We start from the raw sequence: 20,422 nt of genomic DNA, 5'->3' as shown, positions 1-20,422 counted from the left end.
AGCTCCTTGAAGGGTCGTTCGAGACCAGGACGTTGATAGGTCGGGTGTGGAAGTGCAGTAATGCATTAAGCTAACCGATACTAATTGCCCGTACGGCTTGTCCCTATAACCTTGGCAGTCATTGCCAATACAAGGGTTCAGCTGTTTGTTGAGACAACAGATTAAGAAACCACTTCTTCCAGATTCAGGGTAGCGCTCGCGAACACGCAGCGATACCCGTACAAGTTATGCCTGATGACCATAGCAAGTCGGTACCACCCCTTCCCATCCCGAACAGGACCGTGAAACGACTTTGCGCCGATGATAGTGCTGCAACCAGTGTGAAAGTAGGTTATCGTCAGGCTAGTTATAAGCGAAACCCCGTCAGGTGACCCTGACGGGGTTTTTCGTTTTGGGAAAACGAAGCCCGCTCGCTTGGATTGCCACCGGCAATCCTCGCTCTGAGCGGGCTTTTTGCTTTTCAGCGACGCTCGAAAAGCGCCATTTAAATCGGAAAAATCGGAACCTGACAAGCTGACATTCCAGCAGTTGTAGAAAAAGCGAAAACGGCTAGCATCGTTGGCCTACCCTGACGGCGCGCCAATGCGCAGGCCATTGCTTTTTCTACTTCAAGGAGCAGCATGTACCTTCATCGTGTTTCTGCCCGCCGCCTGGTCGTCACCGCGGCCATGGGCGCTATCCTTGCCGCGTGCGGCCCGCACACCGGCGGCACCGCAACCACGACGCCGCCCCCGCAGTTCAGTGCCGAAGTCATCCGCACGACGCACGGCGTCGTCCACGTCAAGGCGGCCGATTTCCGCAGTCTCGGCTACGGCATCGCGTACGCGTACGCGCAGGACAATCTGTGCATGTTTGCCGATACGCTGTTGACCGTACGGGGCGAACGTTCGCAATATTTTGGTGGCGACGCCCACGCCACCGCACGCAAAGGGGACGAATACGGCGCCGCCAGCGGCTTCATGGACCTCAAGAACGAGGACAGCGATTTCTTTTTCAAAGGCTATCTGGACGTCGACCAACTGCGCGCCGGCTACGCGGCAGGCGCCAAAGAGCCGCGTGACCTGCTGGAAGGTTATGTTGCCGGCTACAACCGCTACCTGAAGGAGAACGCCGGCAAATTTCCGGCTGCCTGCCACGACGCCAAGTGGGTCAAGCCGATGACGGTCGAGGACATGTACCTCGTGCTGGCCGAGAAAGCGCTGCACGCATCGGGCGAGGTGTTCGCGAAAGAGGTCGTGGCCGGCGCACGTGACGCGAACGCGACGGTCGCCGCACGCGGGCCGCAGCGCAAGCTCGATCCCGCCTTCCTGCTCGCGCGGCTCGACAAGGTCGTGCACCAGGGCTTCGGCAGCAATACGCTGGCCGTCGGCAAGGATCTGTCGGCGAGCGGCCACGGCCTCCTGCTCGGCAACCCGCACTTCCCCTGGGCGAGTACCGACCGCTTCTACCAGGCCCACCTGACGGTCCCCGGCCGCTACGACGTGATGGGTGTCGCGCTGGGCGGCATGCCGACTGTCGTCATCGGTTTCAACAAGGATGTCGCCTGGTCGCACACCGTCACGGCGGCCACGCACTTCACGACGTTCAAGCTCGCGCTCGATCCCGGCGATTCGACGGGCACCACGTACCTGATCGACGGCGACAAGAACAAGATGACGTCGAAGACGGTGTCGGTCGACGTCCTCATGGCGGATGGGACGACGGCCAGGCACAGCAAGACGTTCTACTTCAGCAAGCAAGGTGCCGTGATCGTCAAACCGGAAGCGGGGCTGACGTGGACCAGCACGACCGCGTACGTGCTGGCGGACCCGAACCGCGACAACACGCGCATGCTCGAGCAATGGCTGGGAATCGGCACGGCGACGAGCGTCCAGGCGCTCAAGTCGTCGCTGGATGCCGTCGTCGGCCTGCCGTGGGTGAATACCGTCGCGTCCGACCGCACCGGCAACGCGCTGTATGCCGATGCGAGCGTCGTGCCCCGCGTCACGACGGACAAGTTCGCCGGCAACTGCCTGCTGCTGCCCGCTCTCGTGCTGTTCGACGGCGCGCGCAGCGCGTGCGCGTGGGGCCAGGACGCGAATACGCCGCCCGGCATTTTCTCGCCCGCCAATGCGCCATCGATGCTGCGCACGGACTACGTCGGCAACTCGAACGACAGTTATTGGCTGACCAATGCCCGCTCCCTGCTCACGGGACCGCCGCCGCTGGGGTATTCGCCGCTGTACGGCAAGGTCGGCGCCGAGCAGCGCCTGCGCACGCGGATCGGCTTCATCCAGTTCGAGGAGCTGGCCAAGCAGGGCCATAAATTCCAGCTGTCCGACTTGCAGACGCTCGTGTTCGCCGACCGCATCTACGCCGCCGAGCTCGTGCTGCCGGACTTGCTCGCCGCCTGCCCGAGCGACGATGCGACCCTCGTCCAGGCCTGTGCCGTGCTCGCCGCGTGGGACCGCCACGCGAACGTCGACAGCCGCGGCGCCGTGCTGTTCCGCGAATTCTGGAGTGCGGCATCGCAAATCCCGAACAAGTGGAAAGTGCCGCTCGACCCGACCGACCCCGTGCACACGCCCAACGGCATGGCGCCCGCCGCGCTGCCGGCCATGTTCACGGCGCTGAAGAACGCGGCGTCGCTGTTGCAATCGCTGAACATCCCGCTCGACGGCAGGCTGGGCGATTACCAGGGCGAGACACGCAACGGCGTGCGCACGCCGCTGCACGGCGGCGTGGGCGACATCGATGGTTCGTACAATTCGCTGCGGATGAGCACGGCCCTGACGGCCACAGGCTACAACAACGTCTACTGGGGCACGAGCTATGTGCAGACGGTGACGTTCGACGATGCCGGCCCCGTCGCGCAGGCGATGCTCGTGTACGGCCAGTCGACGGACCCGACCTCGCCGTATTACGCAGACCAGCTGGGGCCATACTCGCGCAAGGAGTGGACGACGTTGCCCTTCAGCGAGACGAGCATCAACGCGGACCCGAACCGCACGCGCATGACGTTGACACAGTGACGCCGTTCACGCCTGGGACAGCGGTGCCGGGTCCTGGGCGACGGCCGTCGCCGTCTTGCTCCGCGTGATGCTTTCGCCATCGCCGCGGCGCAGCCGGGCGAAGACGATCGACGACAGCATCGTCATCACGGCCAGCGTGAGGAATGCGTGGTGCAGCGCTTTGGTGACCATCACCTGGTCCGTCTGCGGGACGCGGCCCAGGAACCACGCCGTCACGAGCGAGCCGGTGGCGAGGCCGAAGCTCATCGACAGTTGCTGGAATGACGACGCAATCGTGCTGGCCATGCTGGAGTCCTTCGATTCGACGTCGGCATACGCGAGCGTGTTCATGCTCGAGAATTGCAACGAGTTGAAGAAGCCCTGCAGCAGGCCGATGCCGGCAATCGCATACCACGGCGTGGCCGCGCCGACGAGCGAAAAGAGGCCGATCGTCAGGCCGATGCAGATCGTGTTGACCACCAGCACCTGGCGATAGCCGAAGCGCGCGAGCACTTTCGGTGCGATCAATTTCATGCCCATCGCGGCGGCTGCAGTCGGCATCATCAGCAAGCCCGATTGCCACGGCGCCAGCTTCAAGCCCAGTTGGTACAGCAGCGGCAGCAGGAATGGCAGACCGCCGATCCCGAGGCGCGTGATGAAGCCGCCCAGCACGGACAGGCGGAACGTACGCACGTTGAACAACGCCAGGCGCAGCAAGGGGAATTGGGCCTGGCTCGCGTGCCAGGCGTAGGCCGCGAGCAGGGCGACGGACAGCGCCAGCATCAGGCCGGCCGTGACGGGATCGAGCGTGTGTTCGCCGAAGACTTCCAGCAGCCACGACAGGATCGCCGTGCCCGAGCTGAAAAGGATCAGGCCGATCACGTCCAGCGGGCGCGGCTCGGCGCCGTGGTAGTCCGGCATGTGGCGCCAGACGAGGTAGAGCGCGAGCAGGCCGACGGGCACGTTCACGAAGAAAATGGCGCGCCACGACGTCACGTGGACGATCAGGCCGCCGACCGTCGGCCCGAGCAGCGGTCCGATCAGCGCGGGCAGGATCACGAAGTTCATCGCGCCCAGCAATTCGTTCTTGGGAAACGTGCGGATGATCGACAAGCGCCCCACCGGCATCATCATCGCGCCGCCCAGGCCTTGCAGCAGGCGCGCCGCGACCATCATCGGCGCGTTCAGCGACAGCCCGCACAGCACGGAGGCCAAGGTGAAGATCGCGATCGCCGTGCCGAACACGCGCTTCGTGCCGAAGCGGTCGGCCATCCAGCCGCTCACGGGGATGCCCACGGCGAGGCTGAGGATGTAGCTCGTGACGACGGATTTGAGGCTGAGCGGCGTGACGTGCAGGCTGGCCGCGATGCTGGGAACGGCCGTGTTGACGATGGTGGCGTCGAGCTGCTCCATGAACAGGGCAGCCGCCACCAGCCAGGGGAGGTAGCGCTTGATGGTGTCGGTATCGGTCATCGGATGGTCTGATGCGACGCGCGGGACAGGCGTCGCCCGTCCCGATTGTCACACATTCGGGGTCAGAGCACATTTTCGAAAAGTGCTCTGACCCCGAGGCGATGGCCGATCAGTAGTGGTACGCCGCCTTCAGCATGAACAGGTTCACGCCGCCGTTCGGATGCTTGATGCCGCCGTTCGAGTAATGCTGCAGGCGTGCGCCCAGTTCCCATTTGTTGGCGAACACATAGCCGACGCCCACGTGGTCGGCGAATTCGTACGCCGTCGACAGCTGGCGGTGCGTGTTGCGGTACACGCTCGAGAACAGCGCGGCGCCGATGCCGGCGTCGGCGTAGAGGCCCAGCTTGTCGTCCGCTTCCCAGCGGAACACGGGGGTGATGCCGATCACGGCCAGGTTCTTGCGGCTGCCCGGCACGTCGAGCCACTGGTTGGCGCGCCAGTACGCGACGTTCGCGTCCCAGTAGCCGGACAGGTGGTAGCCGCCGGCCGGCAGCCAGTTCTTGTTCCAGTCTTTCTGCATCGCGAGGCGGACGACCTGCACATGTTCGCCACCGCCGAGTTCCACCGACGAGGAATCGAACATGCCGTCGGCCGCGTGGCCCGCCTGCATCGCCGACAATGCGGTCACGGCCGCCAGGTAACGCATCATTTTTTTCATGGACATTGCCTTTGCTGTAAAAGGAGCCGTGGAAGCGAAAGGTCACGGCAAGACCGCTATTGTAGCGAGGTCGTTGCAAGGACGTGGTCGGCCTATCAATTGTTACAATATGATCAATGGATATTCGAGAGGAAGCAATGACGTTACCGACCGTGGCATTTCTCGGCATTGGCCTGATGGGCAAGCCGATGGCGACCCGGCTGGCCCAGGCCGGCTATCCCCTGCGCGTGTGGAACCGCACGGCCGCCAAGGCCGAGGCGTTGCGCGCGACCGGGGCCGAACCCCATGCCGAGCTGGCGGATGCCGTGCGCGGCGCCGCCATCGTGATCTCGATCCTGGAAGCGGGGCCCGTCGTCGGCCAGGTCATCGACGACGCGTTGCCGGCCTTGGCTGCGGGCACGCTGTGGATCGACATGAGTTCCACGCGCCAGGACGAAGCGCTGGCATTCGCCGCGCGTCTGCAAGCGGCCGGCTGCCGCTTCGTCGACGCGCCCGTGTCCGGCGGCGTGGGCGGCGCGGAAGCGGGGCAGCTCGCGATCATGGCCGGTGCCGATGCGGTCGACTATGCGCAGGCCGAGCCCGTACTGCGCGTGCTGGGAGCGCCGAAAGCCGTCGGCCCCGTCGGCAGCGGCCAGGTGGCCAAGTTGTGCAATCAATTGATCGTCGGTGCCACCATCAACGTCGTCGCGGAGGCGCTGCTGCTGGCGGAAGCGGCAGGCGCCGATCCGGCCGCCGTGCGCGAAGCGATCCGCGGCGGCTTTGCGAGCAGCCGCGTGCTGGACGTGCATGGCCAGCGCATGCTCGAGCGGAATTTCATGCCGGGCGGCCAGGTCAAGACGCAGCTGAAGGACCAGCGCAACATCCTCGCCGCCGCGAGCGCCGCCGGCGTCACCTTGCCCGTGACTGCGCTGGTGACGCGGCAGTACGAAACCATCGCAGGCGACATCCCGTCGGCCGACCACGCTGCCGGTCTCATCGCGCTGGAGCGGATGAACCCGGGCAAGCGTCTCGGCACGGCCGAGGACAAGCTGCCGTAATCAGGCCGATTTCAACGGCAGGCTCATCTCGACCAATTTCGCCCAGAAGCTGGCGCCGATCGGCAGCAGGTGGTCGTTGAAGTCGTAGCTGCCGTTGTGCAGCTGGCACGGGCCGAGGCCGTGGCCGTGGTGCCGATGGTCGCCGTCGCCGTTGCCGATGAAGACATAGCAGCCCGGCTTTTCCTGCAGCATGAACGCGAAGTCCTCGGCGCCCATCGTCGGTTCGACGTTCGTGTCGACGTTGTCGTTGCCCACCACCGCACGCATCGCCTCGATGGCGAATGCCGTCTGCGCCGGGTGATTGACGAGGGGCGGGTAATTGCGCTTGAACGCGAAATCGACAGTGGCGTTAAAACCCGCCGCGAGGCCGTTCGCGATCTCGTGCATGCGCCGTTCGATCAGGTCGAGCACGTCCGTCGAGAATGTACGCACGGTGCCGATCATGACGGCTTCGTCGGGGATGACGTTCGTCGCGCTGCCGGCGTGGATCTGCGTGATCGACAGCACCGCGGTGTCGAGCGGATTTTTTTCGCGCGAGATGATGGTCTGCCAACCTTGCGCGATCTGCACGGCGACCATCACGGGGTCGATGCCGCGGTGCGGCTGCGCGGCGTGCGCGCCCTTGCCCTTCACGACGACGCGGAACTCGTTACTGGATGCCATCATCGGCCCGGCGACGACGCCGAAGCTGCCCGCCTTGATGCCCGGCCAGTTGTGCATGCCGTACACGGCTTCCATCGGGAAGCGCTCGAACAAGCCATCGTCCATCATGCGGCGCGCACCGGCACCGCCTTCTTCGGCCGGTTGGAAAATCAGGTAGACGGTGCCGTCGAAGTTGCGGTTCTGCGACAGATAGTGGGCTGCACCCAACAGCATCGTTGTGTGCCCGTCATGACCACAAGCATGCATCTTGCCCGCATGGCGCGACGCGTGCTCAAATGTGTTGAGTTCCTGCATCGGCAGGGCGTCCATGTCGGCGCGCAGTCCGATGGCGCGGTCGGAGGTGCCGTTCTTGATGATGCCGACGACGCCCGTCACGCCAAGACCGCGGACGACGGGGATGCCCCAATCGGTGAGGCGTGCGGCCACCACGTCGGCCGTACGTTGTTCTTCGTAGCAGAGTTCGGGATGGGCGTGGATGTCGCGCCGGATCGTTTCGAGCTCGGATTGGTAAGCGAGAATAGGTTCGACCAGTCTCATTGTTTCTCTCCGTTTGCTGTGATGCCTCTTGGGCATGCATCTATTGAACTATTGTAGCCCTTCCATCATGTGCAACGCCAGGGTCGCCACGGCTGCCGCTGGAATCGTATAAAGTGCTGGTTTATCGACGTTTTTCAGGATGAATCCGATGACCAAGACCATCGTCCGCGGCGCCTGCCCGCATGACTGCCCCGACACCTGCGCGCTCCTCGTGACCGTGGAGGATGGCGTGGCCACGGAGGTCAAGGGCGATCCGGATCATCCGACGACGGCCGGCGTGTTGTGCACGAAGGTCTCGCGCTACCTCGAACGCACGTACCACCCCGACCGCCTGCTGTACCCGATGCGCCGCGTCGGCAAGAAGGGCGAAGGCAAGTTCGAACGCATCACGTGGGAGCAGGCGCTCGACGAGATCGCGAACCGCCTGCAGCCCATCGCCGCGCGCGATCCGCAAGCGATCCTGCCGTACAGCTATTGCGGCACGATGGGCCTCGTGCAGGGCGAGGCAATGGCGATGCGCTTCTTCCACACGCTCGGCGCCTCGCTGCTCGACCGTACCGTGTGCGCGAACGCGGGCGCCACGGGCTACAAATACACGATCGGTGGTTCGATCGGCACGGACACGGAACAGTTCCAGGATGCGAAGCTGGTCTTGATCTGGGGCGGTAATCCGATCGCGTCGAACCTGCATCTGTGGACGCGCCTGCAGGAAGCGAAGCGCCGCGGCGCGAAGCTGATCGCCATCGATCCGTACCGCTCGCTGACGGCGGAAAAATGTCACCAGCATATCGCGCCGATGCCCGGCACCGACGCCGCGCTGGCGCTGGGCATGATGCACGTGCTCGTGAAAGAGAACCTGCTCGACCACGACTACATCGACAAGTACACGTTCGGCTTCGCGCAATTGAAGGACCGCGTGGCCGAATGGACGCCGGAGAGGACCGCGCAGACGTGCGGCATCACGGTCGATGAAGTGCTGGACCTCGCGCGCGAGTACGGGCGCACGGCGCGCGCGGGCGAGCCGGTCGCGATCCGCATGAACTACGGCCTGCAGCGCGTGCATGGCGGCGGGATGGCCGTGCGTACCATCGCGTGCCTGCCCGCGCTCGTGGGCGCGTGGCGCCATGCGGCCGGCGGTGTGCAGTTGTCGACGTCGGGCACGTTTCCGGCCGATAAAGTCGCGCTGCAACGTCCGGACCTGTTGCGCGGCAAGCTCCCGCGCACGATCAACATGAACACGATTGGTGCCGACCTGCAGAAGGAGGCGTCACCCGCATTCGGTCCGAAGATCGATGCCGTCATCGTCTACAACTCGAACCCGCTCGCGATCGCGCCCGATTCGGCGCAGGTGCAGCGCGGCTTCGAACGCGAAGATTTATTTACCGTGGTGCTGGAACACTTCCAGACCGACACCGCCGACTACGCGGACATCCTGCTGCCCGCCACCACGCAGCTGGAACACGTCGACGCGCACCTCGCGTATGGCCACCTGTACATGATGGCGAACAATGCGGCGATTGCGCCGCTGGGCGAAGCGAAACCGAATACGGAAATCTTCCGCCTGATCGCGAAGCGCATGGGCTTCACGGACCCCGCGTTCGACGAGACGGACGACGAACTGGCCGCGAAGGCGTTCGACAAGAAGCATGAGCGCGCCGTGCACTTCGACTGGCCGTTGCTGAAGCGCACGGGCTGGCAAAAGCTGAACATGCCCGCGGCGCCGTTCGCCGAAGGCGGCTTCCCCACGCCGTCCGGCAAGTGCGAGTTTTATTCCGCGGCCATGCAGGCCGACGGCCTCGATCCGCTGCCGACTTACATTCCGAACTATGAGTCGGTCGCATCCAACCCCGAACTGGCAGAGAAATATCCGTTGGCGATGATTTCTCCGCCGGCCAGGAACTTCCTCAACTCAACCTTTGTCAATGTCCAGAGCCTCCGCGCAACGGAAGGTGAACCTCACCTGGACATCCATCCCGTCGATGCGGCCTCCCGGGGCATCGCAGACGGCGAGATGGTGCGCATCTTCAACGACCGGGGCGCGTTCGTCGCGCGCGCCCGGGTCACCGCCCGCGCGCGGGCCGGCCTCGTGGTCGGCCTGTCGATCTGGTGGAAGAAGCTCGCCAGCGACGGCAAGAACGCCAACGAAGTCACCAGCCAGCGCCTGACCGATATGGGCAGGGCGCCCACCTTTTACGACACGCTGGTGCAGGTTGCTAAAGTATCGGAAAGCGCCGCACCATGATCTGGACCTATGAAACTCAATCGAATCACCCCGTGGTTCCGCTCCGTGCTGGTCGCAGGCACGGCAGCGGGGCTGCTGGCCAGCTGCTCGACGCTGAACTACTACACCCAGGCGGCCCAGGGCCAGCTTGAACTCCTGTCGGACGCCCGTCCGATCGACGACTGGATCGCCGACCCCGGCACCAGTACCAAACTGCGCCATCGCCTCGAGACGGCGCGCCAGATCCGCCGCTTCGCAGTTGCCGAAATGGCTTTACCCGACAACAACAGCTATAAAAACTACGCTGCGTTGAAGCGGCAATACGTGCTGTGGAACGTCGTCGCCACGCCCGAGCTGTCGCTGCATCCGCTGCAATGGTGCTTCCCCGTGGCCGGCTGCGTGAACTACCGCGGCTACTACAGCAAGGAAGCGGCCGAGTCGTATGCGAAGGAATTGCGCGACGCGGGCGACGACGTCGAGGTCGGCGGCGTGGCCGCATATTCCACGCTGGGCTGGTTCAGCGACCCGTTGATTTCCACGTTCATCAATTACCCGGACGGCGAACTGGCCCGCATGATCTTCCACGAGCTGGCGCACCAGATCGCGTACGCGCAGGGCGATTCGCAGTTCAACGAATCGTTCGCGTCGACGGTGGAAGAGGTCGGTGTCGAGCGCTGGATGGACCGTTTCGGCAACCAGCAGATGCGCGACGCCTATGCGCGCTACCGCAGCCGCAAGAAGGATTTCCTTGGCCTGTTGATGAAGTACCGCAAGGCGCTCGAGCAGAACTACGCGGTCGTCGACCGCAGCGATGCCGAAAAGCGCGTCGTCAAGGTGCGTTTGTTCCAGGAGCTGAAGGACGAGTACCAGATCCTGAAGGGCAACTGGGGCGGTTATGCGGGTTATGATCGCTTCTTCGACCAGCCGTTGTCGAATGCCCACCTGGCGTCGATCGCGACCTACGAGGACTTCGTGCCCGCATTCCGTGCGTTATTACAACGCGAAGGCAGCTTCCCGAAGTTTTATGGCGCCGTCAAACGCCTGGCCGAGATGGACCGCTCGGACCGCCACCGGATCTTGAACGCGATGGTGCCGCCGCTCGTGGCCGCGCCCTTGATGGTGCAGCGCAGCGAAACGCGCCCGTAGCCATTTGCGCAAAACGTCGATAGAGTCGTTGTTCGAAAAGCGCAAAAGTGCTTGCGTCCGCGCGCACTGCCCGATAGCATCTTGCTTAGCAATATCAGCACGACCGTGCGATTTTTTCGGTCGTCGATACGCAAGCGATTTTGCCGGGCTCAGAAAACGATAACGACACTGGAGACAGAGGCACCGATGGACAAGATTTGGCTCAATGCTTATCCGCCTGGCGTGCCGGCGGAAATCGATCCCGACCAGTATGGCTCGTTGGTGCAACTGCTGGAGGAATCGTTTCGCAAGTATGCGGCGAACAACGCGTTCGTCTGCATGGACAAATTCCTCACGTACGGTGAACTGGACGGCATGTCGAAGCGCCTCGCGGCGTGGCTGCAGAGCCGCGGGATGAAGCCGGGCGCGCGCGTGGCCGTCATGATGCCGAACGTGCTGCAGTACCCCGTGGCGCTGGCAGCGATCCTGCGCGCCGGCTACGCCGTCGTCAACGTGAACCCGCTGTACACGCCACGCGAGCTGGAGCACCAACTGAAGGACTCGGGCGCCGAAGCGATCATCGTGCTCGAGAACTTCGCGCACACGGTCGAGCAGGTGCTGGGCAAGACGGCCGTGCGCCACGTCGTCGTCGCCAGCATGGGCGAACTGCTGGGCGGCGCGAAGGGCATGCTCGTCAATTTCGTCGTCCGCAACATCAAGAAGATGGTGCCGGATTTCTCGATCCCGCAGATGGTCCCGTTCAAGGATGCGCTGGCGCAGGGCGCGAAGATGTCGTTCCAGCCGGCGCAGAGCAAGGGCAGCGACGTCGCGTTCCTGCAGTACACCGGAGGCACGACGGGCGTCTCGAAAGGCGCGACGCTCACGCACCGCAACGTCATCGCCAACGTGCTGCAGATGGAGGCGTGGTCGAAGCCGGCGATGAGCCAGCCGCCGCTCGTCGCGTTCCCGACGATCGTGTGTGCGCTGCCGCTGTACCACATCTTCGCGCTGACGGCGTGCGCGCTGTGGGGCATGCGCGTGGGCGCGCTGAACATCCTGATCCCGAACCCGCGCGACATCGCGGGCTTCATCAAGGAGCTGAGGAAGTACCGCATCAACATGCTGCCCGCGGTGAACACGCTGTACAACGCGCTCGTCAACCACCCCGATTTCCGCAGCGTCGACTTCACCGCGCTGAAGGTGTCGAACGGCGGTGGCATGGCCGTGCAGCAGGCCGTCAACGACAAGTGGAAGGCAATCACGGGCACCAACATCATCGAAGGCTACGGCCTGTCGGAGACGTCGCCCGTGGCCACGTGCAACCGCTGTGACATCGCAGGCTTCACCGGCACGATCGGCCTGCCGGTACCGTCCACGGAGATCGCCATCGTCGACGACGACGGCAAGCCGCTGCCGGTGGGCAGCGTGGGCGAGATCGCGATCCGCGGCCCGCAGGTGATGGCAGGCTACTGGAACCGTCCGGACGAGACGGCGAAGGTCATGACGGCGGACGGCTTCTTCAAGTCGGGCGACGTCGGCATCATGGACGAGAACGGGTACGTGAAGATCGTCGATCGCAAGAAGGACATGATCCTGGTCTCGGGCTTCAACGTGTATCCGAACGAGCTGGAAGCCGTGATCGCGGCGCATCCGGGCGTGCTGGAATGCGCGGTGGTCGGCGTGCCGGACGAGCATTCCGGCGAAGCGGTGAAAGTGTTCGTCGTGCGTCGCGACCCGAACCTGACGGCCGACCAACTGATGGACTACTGCAAGCGCGAGTTCACCGGCTACAAGAAACCCAAGTACATCGAATTCCGCGACGAGCTGCCGAAGACGAACGTCGGCAAGATCCTGCGCCGCGCACTGCGCGAGGAAAAGCAGGCGGCGTAGCGTCATCGCGCAGCGCGCATGAACCGCCCGTTTGCCGGGCGGTTTTTTTGCGCATACGATTTATATGATTGAGAACTAGCGAGGCAATGACATGGACAAATTCTGGCTGAAGTCGTACGAGGCGGGCGTGCCGGCGGAGATCGACTGGACGCAGTACCGCTCCCTCACGCACCTGCTGGAGGATTCCTTCCGCAAGTACGCCAACCGCAAGGCTTTTGCGTGCATGGGCAAGTCCATGACGTTCGCGGAGCTGGACAAGCTGTCCGGCGCGATGGCCGCCTGGCTGCAGCAGCGCGGCCTCGAGCGCGGTGCGCGCGTGGCGATCATGCTGCCGAACGTGCTGCAGTATCCGGTGGCGATGGCCGCCATCCTGCGCGCCGGCTACACGATCGTCAACGTCAACCCGCTGTACACGGCGCGCGAGCTGCAGCACCAACTGAACGACTCGGGCGCGGAAGCCATCGTCGTGCTGGAAAACTTCGCGCACACCGTCGCGGAAGTGGCCCCGCATACGAAGCTGAAGCACGTCATCGTGGGCAGCATGGGCGACCTGCTGGGCGCGAAGGGCCTGCTCGTCAACTTCGTCGTCCGCACCGTCAAAAAGATGGTGCCGGCGTGGTCGCTGCCGTCCGCCGTGCCGTTCAAGCGCATGCTGGCGGAAGGCGCGCGCCTGTCCCGCAGACCCGTCGAGTGCAGCCATGAGGACATCGCCTTCCTGCAGTACACGGGCGGCACGACGGGCGTCTCGAAGGGCGCGGTGCTGAAGCACAAGAACGTGATCGCCAACGTGCTGCAGAACGAAGCATGGTTCGCGCCCACGCTGGCGAAGATCCCGGCCGGCGACACGCCGCAATTCGTGTGCGCGCTGCCGCTGTACCACATCTATGCGCTGACCGTGTGCGCGCTGATGGGCCTGCGCGCCGGCGGCACCAACATCCTGATCCCGAACCCGCGCGACATCGGCGGCTTCATCAAGGAGCTGAAGAACTACCGCGTCAACGTCTTCCCGGCCGTGAACACGCTGTACAACGGCCTGTTGAACCATCCCGAATTCGCGAGCCTCGATTTTTCGGGCCTGCTCGTGTGCCCGGGCGGCGGCATGGCCGTGCAGAAGGTCGTGGCCGACAAGTGGCTCGCGGTGACGGGGGCGCCGATCGTCGAGGGCTATGGCCTGTCGGAGACGTCGCCGGTGGTCGCCGCGAATCGTTGCGACATCAAGGAATTCACGGGCACCATCGGCTATGCGCTGCCGTCGACGGAGCTGCGTATCGTCGACGAGGCGGACAACGAAGTCCCGTTCGGCACGGCCGGCGAGATCGCCGTGCGCGGCCCGCAGGTGATGTCCGGCTACTGGCAGCGTCCGGACGAGACGGCGAAGGTCATGACGCGCGACGGCTTCTTCAAGACGGGCGACATCGGCATCATGAACGAGACGGGCGCCGTGAAGATCGTCGACCGCAAGAAGGACATGATCCTCGTCTCCGGCTTCAACGTGTACCCGAACGAAGTGGAAGACGTCGTCGCCGCCCACCCGGGCGTGCTCGAGGTGGCGTGCGTGGGCGTGCCGGACCAGCATTCGGGCGAGGCCGTCAAGCTGTACATCGTCAAGAAGGACAAGAGCCTCACCAAGGAGGCGGTGATGGATTATTGCAAGGAGCAGCTGACCGGCTACAAGCGTCCGAAATTCATCGAGTTCCGCGACAGCCTGCCGAAGACGAACGTCGGCAAGATCCTGCGGCGCGAGCTGCGCGACGAGAAGCAGCCGGCGTAAGTAGTGTGGGCACCCCGTGCCCACGCGGACGTTTGCGGTCCGCATACGTTATTAGACGGCCGTGATTTCCACTCCTGGCCGTCCATCCGCGATCCGGAAGGCCGCCAGTTCGCGCTGCGCTGTCTTCGGGTCGCGCACCTCATCCAGTCCCATGAAATGCGTGCGCGTCTCCCGCGGCGTGATCTCCATCAGCATGTAACCCCGCTTGTCGCTGCGCCCGAACCGGATGTGCGGGTTCATCGCCACGTATTGCGACGTGCGCTGCTGCGGGCGCGAATTCGACGTGACGGACGTGCCGACGAATTCCGTCGCGACGACGGGGTTGGCCTTCGACACGGGCCGGTTGAAATCGCGCCGCAGCTCCGTCGCGTAGAACGTGTGGACGTCGCCGCCCAGCACGAGCGGGTTCGCGGCGCGGGAGTCCACGAGCGTGTCGAGCAGGCGCCGGCGCGCGGCCGGATAACCATCCCAGCCGTCCGTCCAGAAGCGGCCGGCCTCCGTTGGCGTGACCGGAATCTGCGACGACTGCGCCATCAAGGTCTGCTGCGCGAGAATGTTCCAGCGCGCCCGCGACGACGCCAGCCCGGCCTGCAGCCACGCTTCCTGTTCAAGCCCGAGCATCGTGCGGCGCGGATCGAGCAGGGCGGGGCAGGCGCGCGGCGTCACGGAATTCGAGCCGCCATGGCCCGGATGCGGGCACACCTCGTATGCGCGGTACTGGCGGTCGTCGAGCACGTGAAAGCGCGCGAGGCGTCCCCAGTCATAGCGCTGGAACATCCGGACGTTCGTGAAGCTTTTCGGAGGCGGCAGGCGCAGCGGCATGTGTTCGTAGAACGCCTGGTAGGCGGCCGCGCGGCGCAGCCAGAAATCCGGCGCGAGGCGCTCGTCGCGGTCGGCCGCGTAGTCGTTCGCGACTTCATGATCGTCCCACGTGACGATCCACGGCGCGGCCAGGTGGGCGGCTTGCAGGTCGGGGTCCGTCTTGTACTGCGCGTAACGGCGGCGGTAGTCGGCAAGCAGGAACGACTCGTCCTGGCGCACGATACGCATGCCCGGCGGCGGATGCTGCAGCCGGTACGCGCCCCATTCGTAGATGTAGTCGCCGAGGAAGGCGACGAGGTCCGGATTCGCCTGTTGGATGTAGCGGTGCGCCGCATAGCTGCCGAATTCCCAGTGCTGGCACGATGCGACGGCCAGCTTGAGCATATCCGGCATGCTGTCCGGCGCGGGCGCCGTGCGCGTGCGGCCGACGGGACTGACGGCATCGCCCAGCATGAAGCGGTACCAGTACCAGCGGGCCGGCTGCAGGCCCCGCACGTCGACGCGCACGCTGTGCGCCAGTGCCGGTGTCGCGACGGCGCTACCTTTCGCGACGATGTCGCGGAATGCCCCGTCGTGCGCCACTTCCCAGCGCAAGGTGAGGGCGAGAGGGGGCGTCTTCGTCGCGTCGAGCGGATCGTAGGCGATGCGCGTCCACAGGACCACGGCATCGGGCAGCGGTGACCCCGACGCGACGCCGAGACTGAACGGATAGCCGGCCCCGTTCGACGGCCTGGCGAGCAGCAGCGACGACGACGCCGCAGTGGAAGCCGCCGCCAGCCGCGCGGCGTTCAACAGGAACAGGCGGCGCGGCCAGGACATCGAAGCGAGGTTAATGTGCGATGAGCGATTCGAGCGGCGGCAACTGGCGCGGCTTGCGGTCCGGGCCCGTGGCGACATAGGTCAGCGTGGCTTCCGTCACCTTGACGACGTCCGTCTGCAGGCGGTTGCGCTCCGCGTACACCTCGACGTAGACGGTGATCGACGTATTGCCGACCTTGACGACGTCGGCGTAGAACGACAGCAGGTCGCCGACGAACACGGGATTCTTGAACAGGAAGGAATTCACCGCGATGGTGGCGACGCGGCCGTTGGCGCGGCGCACGGCCGGCAGCGAGCCGGCGACGTCGACCTGGGCCATGATCCAGCCGCCGAACACGTCCCCGTAGACGTTCGCATCGGACGGGGCGGGCATCATCCGCAGCACGGGCATCTTTCCTTCAGGCAGGCGGGTGATGGACGGGGTCGGGTTTACTGGCTGGGTCATCTTGAATTCTCGGTAAAGGCTACAATCCTCTCGATTGAACCATAAAACCTCGAGCCCTGCCATGCGACGCTCTTCTTCGAACACCCCACCACCCGCGCTTGACCCGAACGCGAAACGGAACGACTGGGCGACCATCGCCACCCTGATGCCCTACCTCTGGGTGTACAAGTGGCGCGTACTGGCCGCGCTGATTTGCCTCGTCGGTGCCAAGATGGCCAACGTGGGCGTGCCGCTCGTGCTGAAAAAGCTCATCGACGCACTGACGATCAGCCCTTCCAATCCGCACGCGCTGCTCGTGCTGCCGCTCGGCGCGCTCGTCGCGTACGGTGCGCTGCGCTTTTCAACGACGCTGTTCACGGAGCTGCGCGAATTCCTGTTCGCGCGCGTGACGCAGCGCGCCGTGCGCACGATCGCGCTGAAAGTGTTCCGCCACCTGCATGCGCTGTCGCTGCGCTTCCACCTGAACCGCCAGACGGGCGGCATGACGCGCGACATCGAGCGCGGCACGCGCGGCGTCAGCTCGCTCGTGTCGTATTCGCTGTTTTCGATCCTGCCCACGCTCGTCGAGATCACGCTGGTGCTGGGCTACCTCGGCACGCACTACGACGCCTGGTTCGCGGGCATCACGGCCATCGCACTCGTCACCTATATCACGTTCACGGTCACCGTCACGGAATGGCGCACGCACTTCCGCCGCACGATGAACGAACTGGATTCGAAGGCGAACACGAAGGCGATCGATTCGCTGATCAACTACGAGACGGTGAAGTACTTCAGTAACGAGGACTACGAGGCGCAGCGCTACGACGAAGGCCTGCAGCGTTACGAGCAGGCCGCCGTGCGCTCGCAGACGTCGCTGTCGTTCCTCAACAGCGGCCAGTCCCTGATCATCGCGGCGGCCGTCACCGCGATCCTGTGGCGCGCGACGCAGGGTGTGATCGACAAGACGATGACCCTGGGCGACCTCGTGCTCGTGAATTCCTTCATGATCCAGCTGTACATTCCGCTGAACTTCCTCGGCGTGATCTACCGCGAGATCAAGCAGAGCCTCGCCGACATGGAACGCCTGTTCGGCCTCCTTGAACAAAATCGGGAAGTGGCAGACTCCCCCGATGCGAAGCCCCTGGTGACGCATGGCGCGAAGGTCGAGTTCTCGCACGTCGACTTCAACTACGACCCGAAACGCCAGATCCTGTTCGACGTCGACTTCACGATCCCGGCCGGCACGACGACGGCCGTCGTGGGCCACAGCGGCTCGGGCAAGTCGACCTTGTCGCGCCTGCTGTACCGCTTCTACGACGTGCAGGGTGGCGCCATCCGCATCGACGGCCAGGACGTGAGGAACGTCACGCAGGATTCGCTGCGCCACGCGATCGGCATCGTCCCGCAGGACACGGTGCTGTTCAACGACACCATCGAATACAACATCGCGTACGGCCGCCCGGGCGCAAGCCGCGCCGACATCGTGGCGGCCGCGCGCGCCGCGTCGATCCACGACTTCATCGAAACGCTGCCCGACGGCTATGCGACAATGGTGGGTGAACGCGGCCTCAAATTGTCCGGCGGCGAGAAGCAGCGGGTCGCGATCGCGCGCACCCTGCTGAAGAATCCCGCGATCCTGATCTTCGACGAAGCCACGTCGGCGCTCGATTCGAAGTCGGAGCAGGCGATCCAGGCGCAGCTGAAGGAAATCGCGAAGCAGAGAACGACGCTCGTCATCGCGCACCGCCTGTCGACGATCGCCGACGCCCACCAGATCCTCGTGCTCGACCACGGCCGCATCGTCGAGCGGGGCACGCACGCGTCGCTCATCGCGGCGGATGGCCTGTACCGGCAGATGTGGGACCGCCAGCAGGCAAGGCAGGACGAGGACCTGGCGTCGCCGCCGGTCGAAGTGGTACAAGACTAGGATTGAAGAGAATGGAAAAACAGATCGTCGAGATCGACATGGCCGACGTGGGGCACGGCAACCCCGCCTGGATCGCCGCGCTGGAAGCGGGCAAGGTGCTGTACTTCCCCAATTTCGGACAGCGCGGCTTCGCGCCGCAGAAGGAAGAGCTGGCGCTGTTCCGCGAAGACATCCGCGATCCCAAGACCCGCAACATCAGCCTTTCCGCCAGCGGCGACTTGAAAGGCGTCGTCGGCGACGATGCGACGAAGGCGCTGATGGCCGGGATGATCGGCCGCTTCCGTGCCGAGGCGGAAGGGCTGCTCGCGAACCTCGTGCCGCGCTACGGCGAACACCTGCGCCGCGGCGCGACGAGCTTCCGGCCGGCCGTCGTGCAGAACCGCGTGCAGTCATGGCGCGCGGACGACCGCCGCCTGCACGTGGACGCGTTCCCGTCGCGCCCGAACTACGGCGAGCGCCTGCTGCGCGTGTTCACCAACGTGAACCTGGACGGCGAGCCGCGCGTGTGGCGCGTGGGCGAACCGTTCGAGGACGTGGCGCGCCGCTTCCTGCCGAAGGTGAAGCCATACGCCGCGTGGCAGGCGAAGGTGCTGAATGCGCTGCACGTGACGAAGTCGCTGCGCAGCGAATACGACCACATCATGCTGCAGCTGCACGACGCGATGAAGTCGGACCTCGACTACCAGAAGAACGCGCCGCAGGTCACGTTCGGCTTCCCGCCGGGCTGCGCGTGGGTGTGCTTCTCCGACCAGACGTCGCACGCCGTGATGGCGGGGCAGTACATGATGGAGCACACGTTGCAGCTGTCGCCCATGCACCAGTACGATAAGGATGCGAGTCCGCTGGCGATTCTGACGCGTATGAAAGGGCATGCGTTGGTGTGACGCATACGTTGCGGTGGGCTCGGGGAGCCCACCCTACGAATTGGTGTGACAAACTAAAACGGCCGCAATCGCGGCCGTTTTAGTTGATGCGTAGGGTGGGCACCCCGTGCCCACCAATGCGTGCATCAATAGGTGTAGAACATCCGCTGAATCTCTTTGGTGTCGTTCGTTTTGGTCAGCGCCAGCATCAGCAGGATGCGCGCCTTCTGCGGATTCAGCGTGTCGGCCACGACGAAGTCCAGCTGGTCGTCGTTGGCTTCGCCGTTGCGCGCCACGATGCCCTGGCCCACGCGGCTTGCGCGCACGATGACCACGCCTTTTTCACGCGCGGCCGACAGGGCGGGGCGCACCTTGTTCGGCAGGCTCCCGTCGCCCACGCCCGCGTGGATCAGGCCCTTGGCGCCAGCGGCGACCAGCGCGTTGACGGCCGTCGGGCCCACGTTCGCGTACGTGTAGGCGATGTCGACCTGCGGCAGCGCGTTCAGGTTGCTCACGTCGAATTCCGTGTCGACGGTGTGCTTGCGGGTCGAAGCGCGGTAGAAGTGCGGTTGGTTGCCCACCACGTAGCCCAGCAGGCCCAGTTCCGTGGACTTGAACGTGTCCGTCGTGGTCGTGTTGGTCTTGCTGACGTCGCGCGCGGCGTTGATCTGGTCGTTCATCACGACGAGCACACCCTTGCCGATGGCGTCCTGGCTGCCGGCGACGAGGACGGCGTTGTACAGGTTGATCGGGCCGTCGGCCGAGATCGCGGTCGACGGACGCATCGCGCCCACCACAACCACCGGCTTCTTGCTCTTCACGACGAGGTCGAGGAAGTACGCGGTCTCCTCGATCGTGTCGGTGCCGTGCGTGATCACGATGCCGTCCACGTCGGGCTTGGCCAGCAGCGTGTTGACGCGCTTGGCCAAGGTGAGCCAGTGCTCGTTGCTCATGTTTTCGCTGGCGATCTGGAAGACCTGCTCGCCCGTCACGTGCGCGACCTGCTTCAGTTCCGGCACGGCCTTGATCAGGTCATCGACGCCGACCTTGGCGGCCGTGTAGCCGACCGTCGTCGTGCTGGTGGCGCCGGTGCCGGCGATGGTGCCGCCGGTGGCGAGGATCACCACGTTCGGCATGCGGGCCGCCGCGTGCGCGGTGGCTGCGCACAGCATGAAGAGAACCAGGGCGAACCAGGCGCG

General features: G+C 64.7%; 14 protein-coding genes and 2 rRNA genes. 10 read left to right on the top strand and 6 right to left on the bottom strand.

The annotated features are described in order from the left end of the window. The 3 genes from HAV22_RS19165 to HAV22_RS19155 form a co-directional block, all read left to right on the top strand. Window positions 1–105, top strand: a 23S ribosomal RNA gene (locus HAV22_RS19165); the annotation flags it as partial. A gap of 125 nt (window positions 106–230) precedes the next feature. After that, a 5S ribosomal RNA gene (gene rrf, locus HAV22_RS19160) occupies window positions 231–343 on the top strand. Window positions 344–620: 277 nt separating this feature from the next. Then, complete coding sequence (locus HAV22_RS19155; RefSeq protein ID WP_229421315.1) at window positions 621–3,011, top strand: penicillin acylase family protein; 2,391 nt, start codon at window positions 621–623, stop codon at window positions 3,009–3,011. Window positions 3,012–3,017: 6 nt separating this feature from the next. Here HAV22_RS19155 and HAV22_RS19150 read toward each other — a convergent pair whose 3' ends face one another. Both HAV22_RS19150 and HAV22_RS19145 read right to left on the bottom strand, forming a co-directional pair. Then, window positions 3,018–4,463 (bottom strand): MFS transporter, encoded by a 1,446-nt coding sequence (locus tag HAV22_RS19150; RefSeq protein ID WP_166861269.1) that lies wholly within the window; start codon window positions 4,461–4,463, stop codon window positions 3,018–3,020. Window positions 4,464–4,572: 109 nt separating this feature from the next. Continuing rightward, window positions 4,573–5,121: an acyloxyacyl hydrolase gene (locus HAV22_RS19145; RefSeq protein ID WP_229421314.1), complete on the bottom strand. Its 549-nt coding sequence runs from the start codon at window positions 5,119–5,121 to the stop codon at window positions 4,573–4,575. Between the two features lie 137 nt (window positions 5,122–5,258). On the opposite strand from HAV22_RS19145, the gene HAV22_RS19140 reads away from it, so the two are divergent. Beyond that, window positions 5,259–6,158, top strand: coding sequence for an NAD(P)-dependent oxidoreductase (locus HAV22_RS19140; RefSeq protein ID WP_166861265.1), 900 nt, complete (start codon window positions 5,259–5,261; stop codon window positions 6,156–6,158). Here the strand turns inward: HAV22_RS19140 and HAV22_RS19135 are convergent, their stop codons facing one another. After that, complete coding sequence (locus HAV22_RS19135; RefSeq protein WP_166861263.1) at window positions 6,159–7,358, bottom strand: M20 aminoacylase family protein; 1,200 nt, start codon at window positions 7,356–7,358, stop codon at window positions 6,159–6,161. It lies immediately after the preceding gene. 148 nt (window positions 7,359–7,506) lie between these two features. Between HAV22_RS19135 and HAV22_RS19130 the strand changes: the two genes are divergently transcribed. The 4 genes from HAV22_RS19130 to HAV22_RS19115 all read left to right on the top strand — a co-directional run bounded on the left by HAV22_RS19130 (window position 7,507) and on the right by HAV22_RS19115 (window position 14,365). Next, window positions 7,507–9,600 carry a molybdopterin-containing oxidoreductase family protein gene (locus HAV22_RS19130; protein ID WP_166861262.1) on the top strand — a complete coding sequence of 698 codons (2,094 nt, stop codon included), beginning with the start codon at window positions 7,507–7,509 and terminating at the stop codon, window positions 9,598–9,600. A gap of 9 nt (window positions 9,601–9,609) precedes the next feature. Further along, on the top strand, window positions 9,610–10,725 hold the full coding sequence (locus HAV22_RS19125) for an aminopeptidase (RefSeq protein ID WP_166861260.1): 1,116 nt from the start codon (window positions 9,610–9,612) through the stop codon (window positions 10,723–10,725). 186 nt (window positions 10,726–10,911) lie between these two features. After that, entirely contained in the window at window positions 10,912–12,594 is a 1,683-nt protein-coding gene (locus HAV22_RS19120) for a long-chain-fatty-acid--CoA ligase (protein WP_166861257.1), read from the top strand. Window positions 12,595–12,685: 91 nt separating this feature from the next. Then, window positions 12,686–14,365, top strand: coding sequence for a long-chain-fatty-acid--CoA ligase (locus HAV22_RS19115; RefSeq protein WP_166861255.1), 1,680 nt, complete (start codon window positions 12,686–12,688; stop codon window positions 14,363–14,365). A 51-nt stretch (window positions 14,366–14,416) separates the two neighbouring features. Here the strand turns inward: HAV22_RS19115 and HAV22_RS19110 are convergent, their stop codons facing one another. Beyond that, window positions 14,417–16,006 carry an alkaline phosphatase D family protein gene (locus HAV22_RS19110; protein WP_166861253.1) on the bottom strand — a complete coding sequence of 530 codons (1,590 nt, stop codon included), beginning with the start codon at window positions 16,004–16,006 and terminating at the stop codon, window positions 14,417–14,419. Window positions 16,007–16,016: 10 nt separating this feature from the next. Next, on the bottom strand, window positions 16,017–16,451 hold the full coding sequence (locus tag HAV22_RS19105) for an acyl-CoA thioesterase (protein ID WP_166861251.1): 435 nt from the start codon (window positions 16,449–16,451) through the stop codon (window positions 16,017–16,019). A gap of 61 nt (window positions 16,452–16,512) precedes the next feature. On the opposite strand from HAV22_RS19105, the gene HAV22_RS19100 reads away from it, so the two are divergent. Both HAV22_RS19100 and kdoO read left to right on the top strand, forming a co-directional pair. Next, window positions 16,513–18,360 carry an ABCB family ABC transporter ATP-binding protein/permease gene (locus tag HAV22_RS19100; RefSeq protein ID WP_166861249.1) on the top strand — a complete coding sequence of 616 codons (1,848 nt, stop codon included), beginning with the start codon at window positions 16,513–16,515 and terminating at the stop codon, window positions 18,358–18,360. A gap of 11 nt (window positions 18,361–18,371) precedes the next feature. Further along, complete coding sequence (gene kdoO / locus HAV22_RS19095; RefSeq protein WP_166861247.1) at window positions 18,372–19,244, top strand: Kdo hydroxylase KdoO; 873 nt, start codon at window positions 18,372–18,374, stop codon at window positions 19,242–19,244. 125 nt (window positions 19,245–19,369) lie between these two features. Here kdoO and HAV22_RS19090 read toward each other — a convergent pair whose 3' ends face one another. Then, entirely contained in the window at window positions 19,370–20,395 is a 1,026-nt protein-coding gene (locus HAV22_RS19090) for a type II asparaginase (RefSeq protein ID WP_308789229.1), read from the bottom strand. Window positions 20,396–20,422: the final 27 nt, after the last annotated feature.

Source organism: Telluria antibiotica (genome assembly GCF_011682055.1).
In the GTDB taxonomy this organism is placed as follows: Bacteria; Pseudomonadota; Gammaproteobacteria; order Burkholderiales; family Burkholderiaceae_D; genus Telluria; species Telluria antibiotica.
Note: the sequence above shows the minus strand (reverse complement) of the source record. Positions and strands in the feature narration are given on the sequence as shown.